The organism is Hyphobacterium lacteum, assembly GCF_036330345.1.
Classification (GTDB): Bacteria; Pseudomonadota; Alphaproteobacteria; order Caulobacterales; family Maricaulaceae; genus Hyphobacterium; species Hyphobacterium lacteum.
The window spans coordinates 279806-295641 of record NZ_JAZDRP010000001.1 but is presented as its reverse complement, the minus strand read 5'-3'; the positions used below and the strand labels follow the sequence as shown (position 1 = coordinate 295641).

At 58.6% G+C, this 15836-nt stretch carries 16 protein-coding genes and 3 tRNA genes; 15 read left to right on the top strand and 4 right to left on the bottom strand.

The genetic code is table 11. The features are described from left to right. Window positions 1-83: 83 nt before the first annotated feature. Together rplM and rpsI are read left to right on the top strand one after the other, a co-directional pair. Window positions 84-548, top strand: a complete 465-nt coding sequence (gene rplM, locus V0U79_RS01395) for a 50S ribosomal protein L13 (RefSeq protein ID WP_330197666.1) — start codon at window positions 84-86, stop codon at window positions 546-548. A gap of 4 nt (window positions 549-552) precedes the next feature. Then, the gene (rpsI, locus tag V0U79_RS01390) at window positions 553-1050 is read left to right on the top strand and encodes a 30S ribosomal protein S9 (RefSeq protein WP_373696416.1); all 498 of its coding nucleotides are present in this window, start codon (window positions 553-555) and stop codon (window positions 1048-1050) included. A 120-nt stretch (window positions 1051-1170) separates the two neighbouring features. On the opposite strand, the gene phaC is transcribed toward rpsI, so the two are convergent. Then, window positions 1171-3141: a class I poly(R)-hydroxyalkanoic acid synthase gene (gene phaC, locus V0U79_RS01385; RefSeq protein WP_330197665.1), complete on the bottom strand. Its 1971-nt coding sequence runs from the start codon at window positions 3139-3141 to the stop codon at window positions 1171-1173. Window positions 3142-3232: 91 nt separating this feature from the next. Here phaC and V0U79_RS01380 point away from each other — a divergent pair, with 91 nt between their 5' ends. The 9 genes from V0U79_RS01380 to V0U79_RS01340 all read left to right on the top strand — a co-directional run bounded on the left by V0U79_RS01380 (window position 3233) and on the right by V0U79_RS01340 (window position 8391). Beyond that, window positions 3233-3556, top strand: coding sequence for a hypothetical protein (locus tag V0U79_RS01380; RefSeq protein WP_330197664.1), 324 nt, complete (start codon window positions 3233-3235; stop codon window positions 3554-3556). Between the two features lie 20 nt (window positions 3557-3576). Further along, the gene (gene glpX / locus V0U79_RS01375) at window positions 3577-4536 is read left to right on the top strand and encodes a class II fructose-bisphosphatase (RefSeq protein WP_330197663.1); all 960 of its coding nucleotides are present in this window, start codon (window positions 3577-3579) and stop codon (window positions 4534-4536) included. A gap of 5 nt (window positions 4537-4541) precedes the next feature. Next, a complete protein-coding gene (recJ, locus tag V0U79_RS01370; protein WP_330197662.1) occupies window positions 4542-6305 on the top strand; it encodes a single-stranded-DNA-specific exonuclease RecJ in 1764 nt (587 codons plus the stop codon). A 66-nt stretch (window positions 6306-6371) separates the two neighbouring features. Beyond that, window positions 6372-6446: transfer RNA gene (locus tag V0U79_RS01365), tRNA-Glu, on the top strand. A 214-nt stretch (window positions 6447-6660) separates the two neighbouring features. Next, window positions 6661-7179, top strand: a complete 519-nt coding sequence (locus tag V0U79_RS01360) for a cold shock domain-containing protein (RefSeq protein WP_330197661.1) — start codon at window positions 6661-6663, stop codon at window positions 7177-7179. 54 nt (window positions 7180-7233) lie between these two features. Beyond that, entirely contained in the window at window positions 7234-7815 is a 582-nt protein-coding gene (locus V0U79_RS01355) for a DUF192 domain-containing protein (protein WP_330197660.1), read from the top strand. Between the two features lie 60 nt (window positions 7816-7875). Continuing rightward, window positions 7876-7952 (top strand) — tRNA-Pro (locus V0U79_RS01350). 25 nt (window positions 7953-7977) lie between these two features. Further along, window positions 7978-8283, top strand: a complete 306-nt coding sequence (locus V0U79_RS01345) for an ETC complex I subunit (protein ID WP_330197659.1) — start codon at window positions 7978-7980, stop codon at window positions 8281-8283. Between the two features lie 31 nt (window positions 8284-8314). Beyond that, window positions 8315-8391, top strand: a tRNA-Arg gene (locus V0U79_RS01340). Between the two features lies 1 nt (window position 8392). On the opposite strand, the gene metC is transcribed toward V0U79_RS01340, so the two are convergent. Beyond that, complete coding sequence (metC, locus tag V0U79_RS01335; protein ID WP_330197658.1) at window positions 8393-9535, bottom strand: cystathionine beta-lyase; 1143 nt, start codon at window positions 9533-9535, stop codon at window positions 8393-8395. Between the two features lie 56 nt (window positions 9536-9591). Between metC and V0U79_RS01330 the strand changes: the two genes are divergently transcribed. After that, complete coding sequence (locus V0U79_RS01330) at window positions 9592-10653, top strand: amino acid ABC transporter substrate-binding protein (RefSeq protein ID WP_330197657.1); 1062 nt, start codon at window positions 9592-9594, stop codon at window positions 10651-10653. Here V0U79_RS01330 and V0U79_RS01325 read toward each other — a convergent pair whose 3' ends face one another. Continuing rightward, window positions 10654-11652, bottom strand: coding sequence for a cysteine synthase A (locus V0U79_RS01325; protein WP_330197656.1), 999 nt, complete (start codon window positions 11650-11652; stop codon window positions 10654-10656). 128 nt (window positions 11653-11780) lie between these two features. Between V0U79_RS01325 and V0U79_RS01320 the strand changes: the two genes are divergently transcribed. From V0U79_RS01320 to V0U79_RS01310, 3 genes are read left to right on the top strand one after another with little or no spacing between them, the layout of a single operon-like run. After that, window positions 11781-12398: a cupin domain-containing protein gene (locus V0U79_RS01320; RefSeq protein WP_330197655.1), complete on the top strand. Its 618-nt coding sequence runs from the start codon at window positions 11781-11783 to the stop codon at window positions 12396-12398. After that, entirely contained in the window at window positions 12398-13063 is a 666-nt protein-coding gene (locus tag V0U79_RS01315; RefSeq protein ID WP_330197654.1) for a DUF6134 family protein, read from the top strand. The genes V0U79_RS01320 and V0U79_RS01315 overlap by 1 nt, the downstream gene beginning before the upstream one ends. Continuing rightward, a complete protein-coding gene (locus V0U79_RS01310; protein ID WP_330197653.1) occupies window positions 13060-14601 on the top strand; it encodes a cryptochrome/photolyase family protein in 1542 nt (513 codons plus the stop codon). Before V0U79_RS01315 ends, V0U79_RS01310 begins: the two co-directional genes overlap by 4 nt. Here the strand turns inward: V0U79_RS01310 and V0U79_RS01305 are convergent. Next, a complete protein-coding gene (locus V0U79_RS01305; protein WP_330197652.1) occupies window positions 14598-15833 on the bottom strand; it encodes a class I SAM-dependent methyltransferase in 1236 nt (411 codons plus the stop codon). The genes V0U79_RS01310 and V0U79_RS01305 overlap by 4 nt on opposite strands. Window positions 15834-15836: the final 3 nt, after the last annotated feature.

The window sequence follows — 15836 nt, the reverse complement described above, 5'->3', positions numbered from 1 at the left end:
AACATGTTGACGGGTGAGTGTCATTTCACTAACTCGCGCGGCTCAACTTGCCGTTACCCGGCAATGGAATGAAGAGATACGCCATGAAAACCTATACCGCTAAGCCGGCAGAGGTGGAAAACAAGTGGATCGTCGTTGACGCCGAGGATGCCGTGGTCGGCCGCCTCGCTGCCTTCGTTGCCACCCGCCTTCGCGGCAAGCACCGCCCGGACTTCACCCCGCACGTCGACACCGGTGACCATGTCATCGTGATCAATGCCGACAAGGTGCGTTTCACCGGGAACAAGCTGAAAGACAAGCGCTATTACCGCCATACCGGTCACCCGGGCGGCATCAAGGAAACCTCGCCGGAGAAAGTTCTCAATGGCCGTTTCCCGGAGCGCGTTGTTGAACTCGCCGTCAAGCGCATGCTGCCGAAAGACAGCCCGCTGGCGCGCTCGCAATTCTCCAAGCTGCGTGTGTATGCCGGTACCGAGCATCCGCATGAAGCCCAACAGCCGGAAGTCGTCGATTTCAAATCGATGTCCTCCAAGAATGTCCGGAGCTAAGAATATGTCCGAGACCACTCATTCTCTCGAAGACCTGAAGGACGCCCTGAAGGGTTCCGACGCTCCGGTTGCTGCCGAAGAAGCGGAAGCGCTTCCCGAGCCGCAAATCGACGAGCATGGCCGTTCTTACGCGACCGGCAAGCGCAAGGACGCGGTCGCCCGCGTCTGGATCAAGCGCGGCAATGGCAAGATCACGGTCAATGGCCGCGATCAGGAAGTCTATTTTGCCCGTCCGGTTCTGCGCATGATGCTGCAGCAGCCGTTTGAAGTTGCCGAGCGCAAGGACGAGTTCGACGTGATCTGCACCGTCAAGGGTGGCGGTCTGTCGGGCCAGGCCGGTGCTGTTCGTCACGGCATCTCCAAGGCACTGACCCTGTTCGAGCCGGCGCTGCGCAAGCCGCTGAAGGCCGAAGGCTTCCTGACCCGCGACAGCCGCGTCGTGGAACGCAAGAAGTATGGCCGCAAGAAAGCCCGCCGCAGCTTCCAGTTCTCGAAGCGCTAGGCGAGCACTTGCTCCGACTTTCGAAAGGGCGGTCTTCGGGCCGCCCTTTTTTTGTTTCGTGATTGTCGATTGCCGAAGCCTGTTTGAGGTCGCGCTGTTTGTTCGGGAAATGCCCCGACCCTAACTCCGCACCAGAACATACTCGCCCGGCGCATCGCAGATCGCCTTCAGCTTGCCTTCGCCCGGCACGCGGGCCGGGACATCCTTGCCCGAATGCTCATAAAGCCAGTCGCGCCATTCCAGCCACCAGGAGCCGGGCACTTCCTCGGCGGCTTCGAGCCATTCCTCGACCGTGTCGGGCAAATCCTTGTTGACCCAGTGCTGGTACTTGTTGGCGCCGGGATGGTTGATGACGCCGGCAATGTGGCCGGAGCCTGCGAGCATGAAGCGGACCGGTCCGCCGAAACGCTTGGCGCCGCGATAGACGGAGGGGTAGGGGGCGATGTGATCGTCCCGGCTGGCCTGCATGAAAATCGGCACCTTCACATCATCCAGCCGCAGCGTGTGCCCACCCATTTCGATCTCGCCCTTCGACAGGCGGTTCTTGCGGTACATGTTGTCGAGATACCAGAGATGCAGGGTTTGCGGCATGCGGGTCTGGTCGGCATTCCAGTATAGGAGGTCGAAGGCCTGTGGCTGGCGGCCGAGCAGATAGTTCGACACCACGAAGGACCAGACGAGATCGTTTGACCTAAGCAAATTGAAGGTGTCCGACATGGTGCGGCCGTCGAGGACACCGCCCTGGGCTTCCATCAGCCGATTTATTTCCTTGAACCAGGCATCATCCACGAAGAGGAGAAGGTCACCGGCCAGTTCGAAATCGGTCTGGGCGGCAAAGAATGTGGCCGAGGCGATCCGGTCGGCTTCGCCGCGGGCTTCCAGCAAGGCCAGGGCGGAAGCCAGCATGGTGCCGCCAATGCAATAACCGACAGCGTTGACGCTGTCCTCGCCCGTGTCTTCCTTGACAGCGTCCAGAGCAACAAACAGGCCGTCCTCGATGTAGTCCTGGAAGGTCTTGTCCTTGAGTTCGGGACCCGGATTGACCCATGAAATCAGATAGACCGAGAAGCCCTGCTGGGAGAGCCAGCGCACCATGGAGTTCTTCTCGCGCATATCCATGATGTAGAATTTGTTGATCCAGGGCGGCGCGATCAGCAAAGGCCGCTGCTTCACCGTTTCTGTCAGCGGTGCATAGTGGATCAGCTCGAAAATTTCGTTGCGGAAGACGACCTTGCCTTCCGTTGCAGCCAGATCCTGTCCGACCTTGAAGCCCTCCATGTCGGTCTGGGTAAGCGCCAGGCGTCCGCCACCGGCTTCCAGATCGCTCGCCAGATTGGCCAGGCCCTTTGTGAGATTTTCGCCCTTCGACTGCATGGTTTCGCGGATCACATCAGGATTGGTCAGGGCAAAATTGGTTGGTGCCATCGCATCAACCATCTGCTTTGTCAGGAATTCGACCTTGCGCTGAACAGCCGGATCTACGCCTTCGACGCCGTGGACGAGGCCCATCAGGAAATTCTGATTCAGAAGATAGGATTGCTTGATCGCATCGAAGATCGGGTTTTCAGACCAATCCTCGCTGCGCCAGCGCTTGTCGCCCGGCTCCGGGGAAACGACCGGGTCCGATTTGCCTTCCAGAAATCGCTTGGTCGTATTCGTCCAGAGGTCGAGATAGCCGCGCAATAATCCGGCCTGGGCGTTCATCATCTTTTCCGGATCGGAGACGATCTTGGTCCAGACTTCGCCGAATTCAGGTGTCGAATTGATGGCCCCCGTGTCGGGAAACTCCACCTTTCCTTCCAGCGCCTTGCGCATGGAATCGGACATCAGTTTCTGGCTTTTGAGCGCGGCCTGCATCAGATTGCGGGACATGTGATCCAGGGCCTCGATATCCGCCGGATTGAGAGCGTTGAAACTGGAAGGATCAAATCCGGGGTTTGGCGTGGCAGCCGGTTTCGTCGCTTCAGCTTCCGGCGTCACCTTTTTCGCTTCCGGATTTTGGTCTTTCGCAGCGGGCCTCGCCGGTTTCCTTGCGGTGGCGATTTTTGCCGACTTTTTGCGCGTCCCGGTTGATTTTTTTTCCTCGGCCATCAACGGCGTCCCTATTCTGTGCTCAGGCGGGTGACAGATATCTCTGACAGCGTATAGATAGCAGCAGCGGCGTCCAGCACCGGAGCGATCCTTGATCCGAAAATTCACAATCCTGCTGCCATTTCTAGCGGTGGCCTGTGCCACCCCGGAATTGCCGGGTGGATTCGAGGACGAACAAAGCTGGTTTGATGCACGTGTTGAGGCCGGAGCCGGTGCGCAGGGAGCGCCGTCCGTGATCCCGGACAAGACACCGGTCATGACTGCCGAAACGATTTCCGAAGCAACACAGGCCGTTTTGGGCGCCCGCGAAGCTCTGATGCATGAAGAGCGCGCGTCCCGTCCGGGAGTGGCCGATACCGAAGCCTACGCTCAGGATGCACGTGAGCGTGCCAACCCACCGCCCCCGATTGACTGATAACTTCCCGGAGTCTTGCCATGACCGTCGCCCGTGATCTGGAACGCCTTGCGTTGGATGCTGTTTCTGCCGCTGAAGCCGCGGCCGTCGCAGCTTCCGCATTGATCGGCTATGGCCGAAAGGAAGATGCCGACCAGGCTGCCGTGGATGCCTTGCGGACCGGTCTTAATGCGATGGCCATGAAAGGGCGGATCGTCATTGGGGAAGGGGAGCGCGATGAAGCGCCGATGCTCTATATCGGTGAGGAAGTCGGTACTGGTGAGGGGCCGGAAATCGACATTGCTCTGGACCCTCTGGAGGGCACGTCGCTGACGGCCAAGGGCATGCCCAATGCGCTGGCTGTTGTCTCCTTCGCTGCTCGCGGCGGCCTGCTGCACGCCCCGGACACCTATATGGACAAGATTGCCGTTGGGCCGGGCCTTCCGAAAGGCGTGGTCGACTTGGACCGGTCTCCGTCCGAAAATGTCATGGCGATTGCCAAGGCGAAGGGGGTGTCGCCGGATGAAATTTCCGTTTGTGTTCTTGAACGTGAGCGGCATGAAAAAATCGTGGCTGATATCCGTTCTACCGGCGCCCGGGTGATGATGATCCCGGATGGTGATGTGGCCGGTGTGATTTCCACGACTGACCCGGACGCCGGCATCGACATGTATGTGGGTCAGGGAGGCGCCCCCGAAGGCGTCCTTGCGGCAACGGCCTTGCGGTGTGTCGGTGGCCAGATGCAGGCGCGCCTGTTCTTCCGGAATGATGACGAACGCGCGCGTGCAGCCAAGACCGGCATTACCGATCTGGACCGGAAATACGATCTTATGGAGCTCGCCTCATCAGACTGCCTGTTCGTGGCAACCGGTGTGACCATGCACGGCAGTCTACTGGATGGGGTCAGCAAGTCGGGTGGACATGTCTCGACGGAAACGCTGATCATGCAATCATCCGGTTCAATTGTCCGCCGGATCCGGACAACACGGCCGCTTGGCTGACGCGGATGGCGGAAGCATTTAAGGTCGAAAAATCTCTTTCTGGCCGGGCCTGGCGGCTGCGGGACATTGATAGCGGCCTTGTCGCCGATATCAGCCGGAAGGCGGGTACCTCGGAAATCGTGGCGCGCATGCTGGCTGCGCGTGGTGTTTTGGCCGATGAAGCCGAAGCCTTTCTCAATCCGACTCTGCGCCACTATTTCCCTGACCCGTCCGCATTCATGGATATGGATATTGCGGTGGCCGCAATCTGGGATGCGCTGGAGGCTGGCCGTAATATAGCGGTTTTCGCCGACTATGATGTCGATGGCGCAACGTCCGCATCGCAATTGATCCGGTACTTCCGTCATCTGGGTCAATCAGTCCTGCTGTATGTGCCCGACCGCATCGAGGAGGGATATGGACCGTCCGCGGAGGCCTTTGAAAAACTGAAGGAGATGGGCGCCGAGCTGGTGATCACGGTGGATTGTGGCGCTGCGGCGCACGAGCCTTTGGAAGCAGCCAAAACGATGGGGCTCGACGTGGTGGTCATAGACCACCATCTGATGAGTTCCGATCTGCCCCCCGCTCTTGCGATCGTGAATCCGAACCGGCCCGGGGATACGTCCGGCTGTGGTCACATGGCGGCTGCCGGGGTGACATTCGTCCTGCTGGCCGCGCTGAACCGCGAGGGCCGCCGACGGAACAAGTTCGACAAAGTTGGCGAACCGGACCTGATCGGATTGGCAGACCTGTCAGCCCTTGGCACGCTGTGTGATGTCGTCGCTTTGAGAGATATCAACAGGGCCATCGTTTCCCAGGGCTTGAAAGTTATGGGGCGCTGGAGTCATGCCGGCATGAAGGCTCTTGCAGAGGTCGGGGGGCTGACCGGAGAGCCGTCGGCCTATCATCTGGGGTTCGTCCTAGGGCCGAGGATCAATGCCGGTGGCCGGGTCGGCAAGGCCGATCTGGGAGCCCGGCTGTTGTCCAGTGATGACCCGGGCGAATGTGCAGAAATTGCTGCGGAGCTGGATAGGCTGAATGCCGAACGCAAGCAGATCGAAATGGATGTTCTGGAAGAGGCGCAGGCGCAGCTGGAGGCGGCAGACACTGACTCGCCTGTCCTGGTTGCTCACGGAGAAGGTTGGCATCCCGGCGTAATCGGCATTGTAGCCGGGCGTTTGAAAGAGCGTTTCGGGCGCCCCTGCATCGTCATTGGCACTGATAACGGCATTGGCAAGGGATCAGGGCGGTCAGTGTCCGGCGTTGATTTGGGCAGTGCCGTTGCGGCAGCGCGGACTGCGGGTCTGTTGCAGGCCGGTGGCGGTCACCCGATGGCGGCGGGCCTGACGGTGTCCGAGGACCGGATCGCGGAGCTGACGGATTGTCTGCGCGACCAGTTGCAGTCTCAATGGGCGGCTTCTCACGAAGATCGCGCCCTCAAGCTGGATGCTGTTCTGACCCCGGCCGGCGCGAGCGTTGAGCTGGCCGATTCGCTCATGGCGGCAGCTCCCTATGGACAAGGTTTCTCCGAACCGCGCTTTGTCCTGCGCAATGTCCGGGTCGCATATGCCGAACGAGTCGGAGCTGATCACGTCCGATTCAGTTTGACGGACGAATCCGGCCAGCGCGTGAACGGGATCATTTTCAGACAAGCGGATCAGCCGATTGGCGCGGCCCTGTTGGGTGGAAGCGAGTCTCTCTGGCATGCAGCGGGGCGATTGAAAGTCGATGAATGGCGGGGAAACCGGCGCGTGCAGTTTCATCTGGAAGACCTTGCGGCGGCGACATGAAAATCCCTGCAACGTGACGCTTGCGTGTCAGCATCGAAGTCGATATATGACGCCCTCCGATCGCGCGGGCCCTTCGTCTATCGGTTAGGACGCCAGGTTTTCAACCTGGAAAGAGGGGTTCGATTCCCCTAGGGCCTGCCATCGGCTTTCCGGAAAATCCTGCGAATGCGACTGTCTTGCAAAGATTGTCGTGGACAGTTGTGTGAACAACTTCGGTAATAGTCCTCTATTGCGCTGAATCCGTTCATTTATCTCCGTCAGCATCGTATTAATCTTTGCCGGATCGGGTTTTTATTCCCTTTCATGACGAATTTGTTATATTAATTCCCCTGTGAGTTGAGTTGCGAGGGTTCTCATGGCGGGGGAAGCAGCCACGGCTGAAAAGCTGGCAGCAGTCATTGAGGGGCGCGTCAAATGGTTTGATCCGTCCCGGGGATACGGTTTCATCGAGACAGCAGACGGTTTGGGTGATGTGCTCCTGCACGCCAGCCGCTTGCGCATGTGCGGCAAATCGTTCGCGCCGGAAGGCGCGCGGGTTAAATGTCTCGCAATTTCCGGAGACAAGGGCCGGCAAGCCGTCGAGATAATTGACTTGGAAGGCGGAGCGGTAGAGCCACCGCGACCAAGGCGGTTTCATCCCAGAAGGGAACCTGGCGAAAATGTCTGCGCAGCAGTCGTGAAATGGTTTGATGCTGATCGCGGCTACGGTTTCCTTGATGTGGACGGCGTCGACGGGGATGTCTTCCTCCATGCTGCCACCTTGCGTAAGGCGGGCATTCATGAAGTGCACCCGGGCGAGACGATGCAGGCACGCTGCGCCGATGGTCCCAAGGGAATTCTGGCGGCAGAGGTCTACCCGACCCAGTACGCCTGATATTGCAGTCATCCGCAATTGCGAAAGCCGCAGGCTGAAGCTAGCTTGCGCGCCATGAAACACATCGCGCTCCTTGCCCTATTCGGCTTCCTGGCATCTGTGGCTGGCGCCCAGCTGCCGCCGGCTCCTGCTGGTGACCCGGCGAATCCCGACACGGTTATCGAATTCGGTGAACCCGAACCGGTTACAGTCGAAACCGATGACGGATTCGTATCGTTTTCTGCCCTGATTGCTGACAGTGATCCGGAGCGGCAACGGGGCTTGATGTTCCGTGAAGCCTTGGCTGATGACGAGGCGATGCTGTTTGACTATGAGACCGTGCAACCCGCTTCGATCTGGATGCGCAATACCTTGATATCACTGGATATCATCTTCATCGCCGAGGATGGCCGCATTGTGAAAATCGTGGCAAATGCCCAGCCGCTTACCCTGCGTTCCAATGAATCGGACTTTCCGATCCTGGGTGTCCTGGAGGTGCGTGGAGGGTTGGCCCGGGATGTCGGCATTCGTCCGGGCGATATCGTGCGTCACCGGATTTTCGGGAACACCGAGCCGGAGCAGGGGCCGGTTGTAGATGGCGCGACGGATGACGAATCCGCTGGAGATGCAGCGGAAGATACAGACGAAGATGGCTAAGCGCTTGCCAGCCTGACACGCCAACACTAAACACCGCGAAACAGGAATCGGATACAATGTCGGGGCGTGGCTCAGTCTGGTAGAGCACTCGGTTTGGGACCGAGGGGTCGCAAGTTCGAATCTTGCCGCCCCGACCATTCATCTGAAGACCCGGGGGTCACAATGTTTGCGAAGATCTATCGTCCTTCCCGCAATGCGATGCAATCGGGTCAGGCCAAGACAAGGCATTGGGTGCTGGAGTTCGAACCGGCCATGGCCAAGCGCCCGGATCCGCTGATGGGCTGGAACTCGACCGGCGATACGGCCAGTCAGGTGAAACTGAAATTCGATGAAAAGGATCAGGCCGTATCCTACGCCAGGAAGCACGGGATCCCGTTTCGTGTGACCGAAAAGCCGGAAATTGTGCGAAAGCCGAAATCCTATGCGGCAAATTTCTCGGCGGACAGAAAAGAGCCCTGGTCGCATTAGGGATGTCAGGCCGCGGGCCTGTTCAGATACCGGCCCCGTAGCTCAACTGGATAGAGCACCGGACTTCTAATCCGACGGTTGCAGGTTCGAGTCCTGCCGGGGTCGCCAGTCAGGCGCTGGCGCGGATCGCCTGCTCCAGATCATTCCAGAGATCGTCGACGTCTTCGAGGCCGATCGCCAGGCGGATCAGGGCACCATCCCGCTGGTCGCGGAAATTGCGGCGCAATTGCGGGTCGCAATGGACAGCCAGGCTTTCAAATCCACCCCAGGAAAAACCCAGCCCGAAGATTTCAAGCGCATCGAGAAAGCGTTCACTTCGCGCGATATCCCAATCCTTGAACTGCACGCCAAAGACACCGGCGGGGGCGGAAAAATCACGGGTATAAATTGCGTGGTCGGGATGATCCGCGCGGGCCGGGTGAAGGACCTCCGAGACTTCCGGCCGTTCCGCGAGGCGCTCAGCGATTTCGATTGAGGCCGCGCCGCTTTTATCCATCCGCATTCCCAGCGTCCTCAGACCACGAGACACGAGAAAAGCATCGTCAGGTGAAACGCACAGGCCAAGGCGCCATTCCGCCCCCTTCAGGCGCTCGGCATTATCACCGCGGCACAGGACAGCGCCCATTATGACATCGGAATGACCACCGGCATATTTCGTCAGGGATTGCGCGGCATAATCGGCACCGAGGTCGAGCATGTTGGCATTGAGACCCGCTGACCAGGTGTCATCGACCAGAACCCTGGCTCCAACCTTGTGCGCGGCGGCAGATATAGCGGGAATATCCTGGACCTCGAAAGTGAGGGATCCCGGCGACTCGCAGAAAACAAGCTGGGTGTTTTCGCGGATGTGCTGACTGATGCCGCCTCCAATGCGCGGGTCGAAATATTCGACCTTGACCCCCCAGTCCGGCAGCAAGTCGCTCAGGAACATACGGGTGGGGCCGTACAGGCAATCGGCTGCCAGGACATGCCCACCGTTTGATACGCAGGCGATTGTTGCCAGGGTCATGGCGGAAAGACCGGAAGGGGTAAGCGCGCAATAATCCGCAGCCTGCATTTCGCAGAGCGCACTCTTCAGCGCATTCTGGCTTTCCATGCCAAAACGGGCGTAAAGCGGTATGCCGTCAGGGCGGTTGTAGAGATCTTTCGCTTCTCCTGCGAGGACGGTTGAGGCGCGTTGTATTGCCGCGTTGACGGGACGGGTTCCGTGGTGAGACCTTCCGGCCCGGGTCAATTGGGTGTCGCGCTTCATTCAATTCACCGCTACAAAGCTTTTACTCATTTGCATTCAACAGGAGTTTGCAGCCGGTGTCGCCTCTGTCTTTTCTGTCGCCGCGCCGCTTGCGAGAAGCCGCGATCGTTACGCTCGGCGGTCTGGCGGGGGTCGCGCTTGATTCCGGCGAAGTTGCGAATTCCGGATCGACCTTGCGTGCGATAGAGACGCGTGGAGAGCTGATCTGCGGTGTCGACGGAAATCTCGTCGGATTTTCCAGCCAGAATGATGATGGCGATTGGGTCGGTTTTGACGCTGATCTTTGCCGCGCTTATGCGGCTGCCATACTTGGCGATCCCGATGATGTCCGCTTCGTGCCGGTGACGACGGTTGAACGTTTCCAGATGCTCGCCGACGGCGAAGTCGACCTGCTGGTGCGCAACACAAGCTGGACCTTTGCAAGGGATGTCGGCCAGGACTTTGATTTTGCCGGGATCGCCTATTTCGACGGGCAGGGATTCATGGTTCCGGCCGACCTTGGTATTTCCAGCGCGCGGGATATCAATGGCGCCAGGGTCTGCGTACAGGCCAGCACGACAACGGCGCTGAACCTCGATGATTACATCGCTGCCAACAATCTGGATGTGGATGTCATCGAGTATGACACTGCTCTGGGCGGGCTTGAGGGCTATGTCGGCGGTGAATGCGATGTCTATACGAATGACCTCTCGTCACTCGCCGGGCTTCGGGTCAGCCTGGACAATCCGGCCGAACACATTCTTTTGCCGGATGTCATTTCCAAGGAGCCCCTCGGTCCGGTGATCCGGTCGGGCGATTCACATTTTCACGATGTTGCACAATGGGTGCTCTATACGCTGATTGCGGCCGAAGAATTCGGTGTGACCTCTGACAATGTCGCCGCACTGGCGCAGAACAGCCGCAACCGCGAAGTCCTGCGGATGCTGGGCGGTCAGGATGATTTCGGATCGCGACTCGGTCTCGAGGTTGATTTCGCGGTGACGATGATTGCGGCGACCGGTAATTACGGCGACATCTTCAATCGTAATCTCGGATCCGGATCCGAGCTTGGATTGCGGCGCGGATTGAATGCGCAATGGACCGAGGGTGGTCTGTTGTATTCGCCACCCTTCCGCTGATCACATCCAGTCCGGCGCGGGCAGGCCTTTTTCTTTCAGAAATTCAGGATTGTAGAGCTTGCTCTGATAGCGGGAGCCGTGATCGCAGAGCAATGTCACAATGGTGTGGCCGGGCCCAAGTTCTCTCGCCAGATTCATGGCGCCGGCGATATTCACGCCTGAAGACCCACCCAGACACAGGCCTTCCTTCTGAATGAGGTCAAACAGGATGGGCAAGGCTTCCTCGTCAGAAATCCGAAAGGCGTGATCGACCTCGACCCCTTCGAGATTGCCGGTAATGCGGCTCTGCCCGATACCCTCGGTGATTGATGTTCCAGAGGCACAAAGTGCGCCTTCCGCATAGAAGCCATACAGGGCGGCGCCGCCGGGATCGGCGAGTCCGATCCGGATTGCGGGATTTCGCTCCTTCAGGGCCATGGAAACGCCGCCCAGTGTCCCGCCGGAACCCACGGCACAGATGAACCCATCGATTTTGCCGTCCAGCTGGTTCCAGATTTCCGGTGCCGTGGTGTCGTAATGCGCTTTGCGGTTATCGGTATTGTCGAATTGATTGGCCCAGATCGCACCATTGGGCTCACTGGCTGCCAGTTCCGCCGCTAGCTGGCCGGAATAACGCGCGTAATGAGCGGGATTTGAATACGGAACGGCATCCACCTCGATCAGCTCGGCGCCGAGCAGCCGGATGGCATCCTTCTTTTCTTTCGATTGGGTTCGCGGAAAGACGATGACAACCCTATAGCCCAGCGCAGCACCGACCAGGGCAAGACCGATCCCGGTATTGCCGGCGGTTCCTTCCACGATTGTGCCGCCGGGCCTCAACTCTCCCCGGCGTTCAGCCTCCCGGATGATGCCCAAAGCGGCGCGGTCTTTGACAGATCCGCCGGGGTTCAGAAATTCCGCCTTGCCGAGAATTTCGCAGCCGGTTTCTTCGGAAGCCCTGTTAAGTCGGAGCAGGGGTGTATTGCCGATCAGATCGATCACGCTGGTCGCGGGGTCCATGATTTGCTCCGTTGCTTTCCACTGAAGCTAGGAAGCTCCCGGCCATGCTGCAAGGCGCCTTGTGGCAAGGTGATCCGTTTGTGCTGCAGGTGCGTAAAGATAGCCGGATAGAATAGGAGAGTGCTTGCATGGTTCCGGCCCTGCAGGATGAATGGATTCTCGATTGCGCCAGCGGTGCGGCACCGCTGGCGGTGCGCGTGCTTGTGGAGAGTGCGGCCGAATTGAATCCCGTGGTTCGTGATCAGCTGGATTCCGCCGAGAAAATCGGGAGCTCGCTTGTCCTGGCGGACCTCTGGTCGGCGACGAGCGCTGTGCCGGAAACGTCGCCCGCTGAGGACTTTTCCATCCCCGACCCGTCAACAGATGAATTGTATCCGCGTGCGCTGGCGAGATGGGGCTTCAACGTTGCTGAAGAACCCTGGAGAAGCCAGCTTGGCGGTGTTCAGGGGCGGAAAATCAACCGGCTTTGTGAGCCTGGAATTGATGCTCGCCTTCTGAAAATTCAGCCCGGATCGGCCATTCCCCATCACGATCATGCCGGCGAGGAATTGACGTTGGTTTTGCAGGGCGGCTTCTCCGACGAAGTCGGCCGCTATCATCGCGGCGATGTCTGCTACGGTCAGGCGGGACAGCCCCATACGCCCGTCGGACTCGAAGGCGAGCCTTGTATCTGCTTTGCTGTTTCGATCGGGGGCTACCGCTTTCGCAATCCGCTCATGTCTATCGCGGCAAAATGGCTGACCTGATGAAACACGTTCTGACCTCACTATTCCTGGCTTTATCCATGCCAGCCCTCGGGGCTGCTGCGGACATCGCTGCAATACCGGAATCAGGCGCGATCGAGTTCGAGGTCTATCGCGGAAATTCGTCGTTTGGCACACATATCCTACGTTTCCAGCAGGACGGTGACATTTTGCGGGTAGTGTCGGATGTCGATCTCCGTGTCCGCATCGGCCCTCTGACGGTATTCCGCTATGAGCACGATTCTGTCGAGACCTATCTGAATGGCGAGCTGACGCGCCTGGAAGCCGAGACGCTGAAGGATGGCGAGCGGTTGATCGTGGATCTGCAGCGCGACGGGGATGTGTTCACCGGGCGTGGAACAGACGGAGAGGGGAACAGCCTGTCTCTGGTGCATCCGATCAGCCTTGTTCCATCCAGTCACTGGCAGGGATACAGCCCCGATCAACAGATCATTCTGAATACCGAAACCGGAGAGGAAATGCCGGTGACGGTTCTGGATATGGGCAGACAGACGCTGGAAATTGGCGGTCAGGAAATCGAGGCACAGCATGTTCGTGTCGAAGGGTCACTGACTCTGGATCTCTGGTATGGTCCCGATGGTGAATGGCTGCGCTGTCAGTTCTCCGCACGCGGTCAGGACATCACTTACGTACGCCGCAATCTTTGAGCGGCTCTGGTCGAAGCCTGCGGCTGGTTCTTGGTGATCAGCTGTCACCGGATATCGCGTCTCTGAAGGATATCAGAGCGGATGATGTCGTTCTGATCGCTGAAGTCATGGCGGAAGCCCGATATGTCCGCCACCACAAAAAGAAGATTGCTTTCCTGTTCTCGGCCATGCGGCACTTTGCCGATGAATTGCGCGGCCGGGACCTGACGATACGTTATGTGCAGCTGGATGATGCCGGTAATTGCGGATCCCTCGGCGGGGAGGTGGAGCGCGCCCTCGAAGAGTGCGGGCCCTTTGACCGGGTGATCGTGACAGAGGCGGGTGAGTTCCGGCTTAAACAGGAAATGGATAGCTGGAGCGGGCGGTTTGAGCTGCCGGTCGAAATCCGCAGCGATGACCGCTTTATCTGCACGCATCAGAGGTTCGAGGACTGGGCCTCGGGCCGCAAGCGTCTGACGATGGAGTATTTCTATCGCGAAATGCGCCGCGAGACCGGCATTTTGATGGATGGTGACAAGCCAGTTGGCGGTCAGTGGAATTATGACCATGACAATCGCAAGCGCCTGCCCGCGGGCACCAGCCTGCCAGGCCGGATCCAGCACAAGCCGGATGATGTCACGCAGGCCGTTCTGGCGCTTGTCGGTGAGCGTTTTGCGGAGCATTTCGGCGATCTTGAACCTTTCAGCTATGCCGTGACACGCGAAGGCGCTGAAGCCGACTTTGCCTTCTTCCTGAAGACCTGCCTGCCGCAATTCGGTGACTATCAGGATGCAATGGCGGCCGGTGAGGCCTTTCTCTTTCACTCCGTCATTTCGATGTACCTCAATTCCGGGCTGCTGGACGCGCGCGCCGTGTGTGAAGCCACAGAAGCCGAGTTCCGGGAAGGGCGGGCGCCCATCAACGCTGTGGAAGGGTTCATTCGCCAGATCCTCGGATGGCGGGAGTATGTCCGCGGTCTCTACTGGCTGAAAATGCCGGACTATGCGGAAACCAATTTCCTGGAGGCCCATCGGCCGCTGCCGGATTTCTATTGGGACGGAAAAACGAAAATGGCCTGCGTGCGCGATGTGGTGACGACAACGCGCCGCCATGCCTATGCCCATCATATCCAGCGGCTGATGATCACCGGCAATTTTGCACTGCTGGCCGGAATCGATCCGAAACAGGTCGAGGAATGGTATCTTCTGGTTTACGCCGATGCCTATGAATGGGTGGAATTGCCCAACACGCATGGCATGGCACTGTTTGCAGACGGCGGGATGATGGCGACAAAGCCTTATGCCGCCAGCGGCGCCTATATCAACCGGATGTCGGATTATTGCAGCCAGTGTTCCTATTCAGTCAGCAAGAAGAATGGCGAAAAGGCCTGTCCCTTCAATTATCTCTACTGGAATTTCCTGATCGAGAATGAGGACAGGCTGAAGGGCAATCAGCGCCTCGCCATGCCCTATCGTAACTTGGCGAAAATGGACGACGAAAAGCGTGCAGCTATCCTGCAGGACAGCCGGCGGTTTTTCCGGGATATCGGGATTGCCTAACGGCTGAGCGTATATTGCGCGACGTCAATGCGGCCAGTGCGGAAACCCGCTTCGCAATAGGCGAGGTAGAATTTCCACATGCGCCGGAAGCGATCATCAAATCCGAGCGGGCGAATATCGTCCCAGGCATGGGTGAAGCGTTTCATCCACTCGGCCAGCGTGTCCGCGTAATCGATGGCAAAGGCTTCCAGTTTTTCCAGTTGCAGGCTGGCACGGGAAAACTCGTCTTTCAGTTTTTCCAGACTGGGCAGAACGCCGCCCGGGAAAATATAGCGTTGTATGAAATCAGCCCGCCGCGAATAGGTGTCGAACAGATCATCCCGGATGGAAATGATCTGAAGGCCGGCGCGACCGCCCGGCTTCAGGCAATCATGAACCTTCTGGAAGAAAGACGGCCAGTATTCCTGTCCGACTGCCTCGAACATCTCGATGGAGGCAATCTTGTCGTAAGTGCCGGTTTCGTCGCGATAATCCTGGAGTTTGATATCGACGCGATCGCCCAATTGAAGCTTTTCCATACGCTCGATGGCATAGGCCCGTTGCTCGGTGGACAGTGTCAGGCAGGTGACCTTCGCTCCGCGCTCACGGGCCGCATATTCTGCGAACCCACCCCAGCCACAACCGATTTCAAGGACATGGTCGCCTTCCTTGAGGCCAATGGAGTCAGCCAATGCGCGATATTTGTTATGCTGGGCATCCTCCAGCAGCTGGTTCGGCTGATCAAACCGTGCCGCCGAATAGGTCATCGAGCTATCCAGCCATTTTTCGTAGAAGGCATTTCCGAGATCATAGTGCGCCGCGATATTCTTGCGGGCCTGAGACGGGGTATTGGCGCGCAGCTGGTGATAAACCCAGTGAGCAAAACGTGTGAGTGGTCCGCCCGCGACCATGTCCGGCCGGCTGTCGAGATTTTCGGCAAAGAACATCAGCAAGGCCGTCAAATCGGGCGTTTCCCATTCGCCGGCCATATAGCCTTCGCCAAGCCCGACATCTCCGCCTGAAAGCGCGCGTCGGACAAAGCGGAAATCGTTGATCTTCAGCGTGGCTTCGGGACCGGGTTCGCTACCCTCGAAGACTAGTCCTTCGCCCGACGGGAAAAGTACAGAGAGCCGCCCCATCGGCAGTTTCAGGAATATCTTCAGCGCGCTCCGCATTCCGAAAGGAATGTCGTGCAGCTCAGCAATGGCTTGCGGCGTCGCGCGGGGCAGCGCCGTTTCGGCAATCCAGTTCATAAT

Bases quoted from the DNA above. Each gene is read 5' to 3' on its own strand.
- glpX (WP_330197663.1), top strand. From the start codon at position 3,577: ATGACCGTCGCCCGTGATCTGGAACGCCTTGCGTTGGATGCTGTTTCT.
- V0U79_RS01315 (WP_330197654.1), top strand. From the start codon at position 12,398: ATGAAACACGTTCTGACCTCACTATTCCTGGCTTTATCCATGCCAGCC.
- rplM (WP_330197666.1), top strand. From the start codon at position 84: ATGAAAACCTATACCGCTAAGCCGGCAGAGGTGGAAAACAAGTGGATC.
- phaC (WP_330197665.1), bottom strand. From the start codon at position 3,141: ATGGCCGAGGAAAAAAAATCAACCGGGACGCGCAAAAAGTCGGCAAAA.
- V0U79_RS01345 (WP_330197659.1), top strand. From the start codon at position 7,978: ATGTTTGCGAAGATCTATCGTCCTTCCCGCAATGCGATGCAATCGGGT.
- recJ (WP_330197662.1), top strand. From the start codon at position 4,542: ATGGCGGAAGCATTTAAGGTCGAAAAATCTCTTTCTGGCCGGGCCTGG.
- metC (WP_330197658.1), bottom strand. From the start codon at position 9,535: ATGAAGCGCGACACCCAATTGACCCGGGCCGGAAGGTCTCACCACGGA.
- V0U79_RS01360 (WP_330197661.1), top strand. From the start codon at position 6,661: ATGGCGGGGGAAGCAGCCACGGCTGAAAAGCTGGCAGCAGTCATTGAG.
- V0U79_RS01355 (WP_330197660.1), top strand. From the start codon at position 7,234: ATGAAACACATCGCGCTCCTTGCCCTATTCGGCTTCCTGGCATCTGTG.
- V0U79_RS01305 (WP_330197652.1), bottom strand. From the start codon at position 15,833: ATGAACTGGATTGCCGAAACGGCGCTGCCCCGCGCGACGCCGCAAGCC.
- V0U79_RS01320 (WP_330197655.1), top strand. From the start codon at position 11,781: ATGGTTCCGGCCCTGCAGGATGAATGGATTCTCGATTGCGCCAGCGGT.
- rpsI (WP_373696416.1), top strand. From the start codon at position 553: ATGTCCGAGACCACTCATTCTCTCGAAGACCTGAAGGACGCCCTGAAG.
- V0U79_RS01325 (WP_330197656.1), bottom strand. From the start codon at position 11,652: ATGGACCCCGCGACCAGCGTGATCGATCTGATCGGCAATACACCCCTG.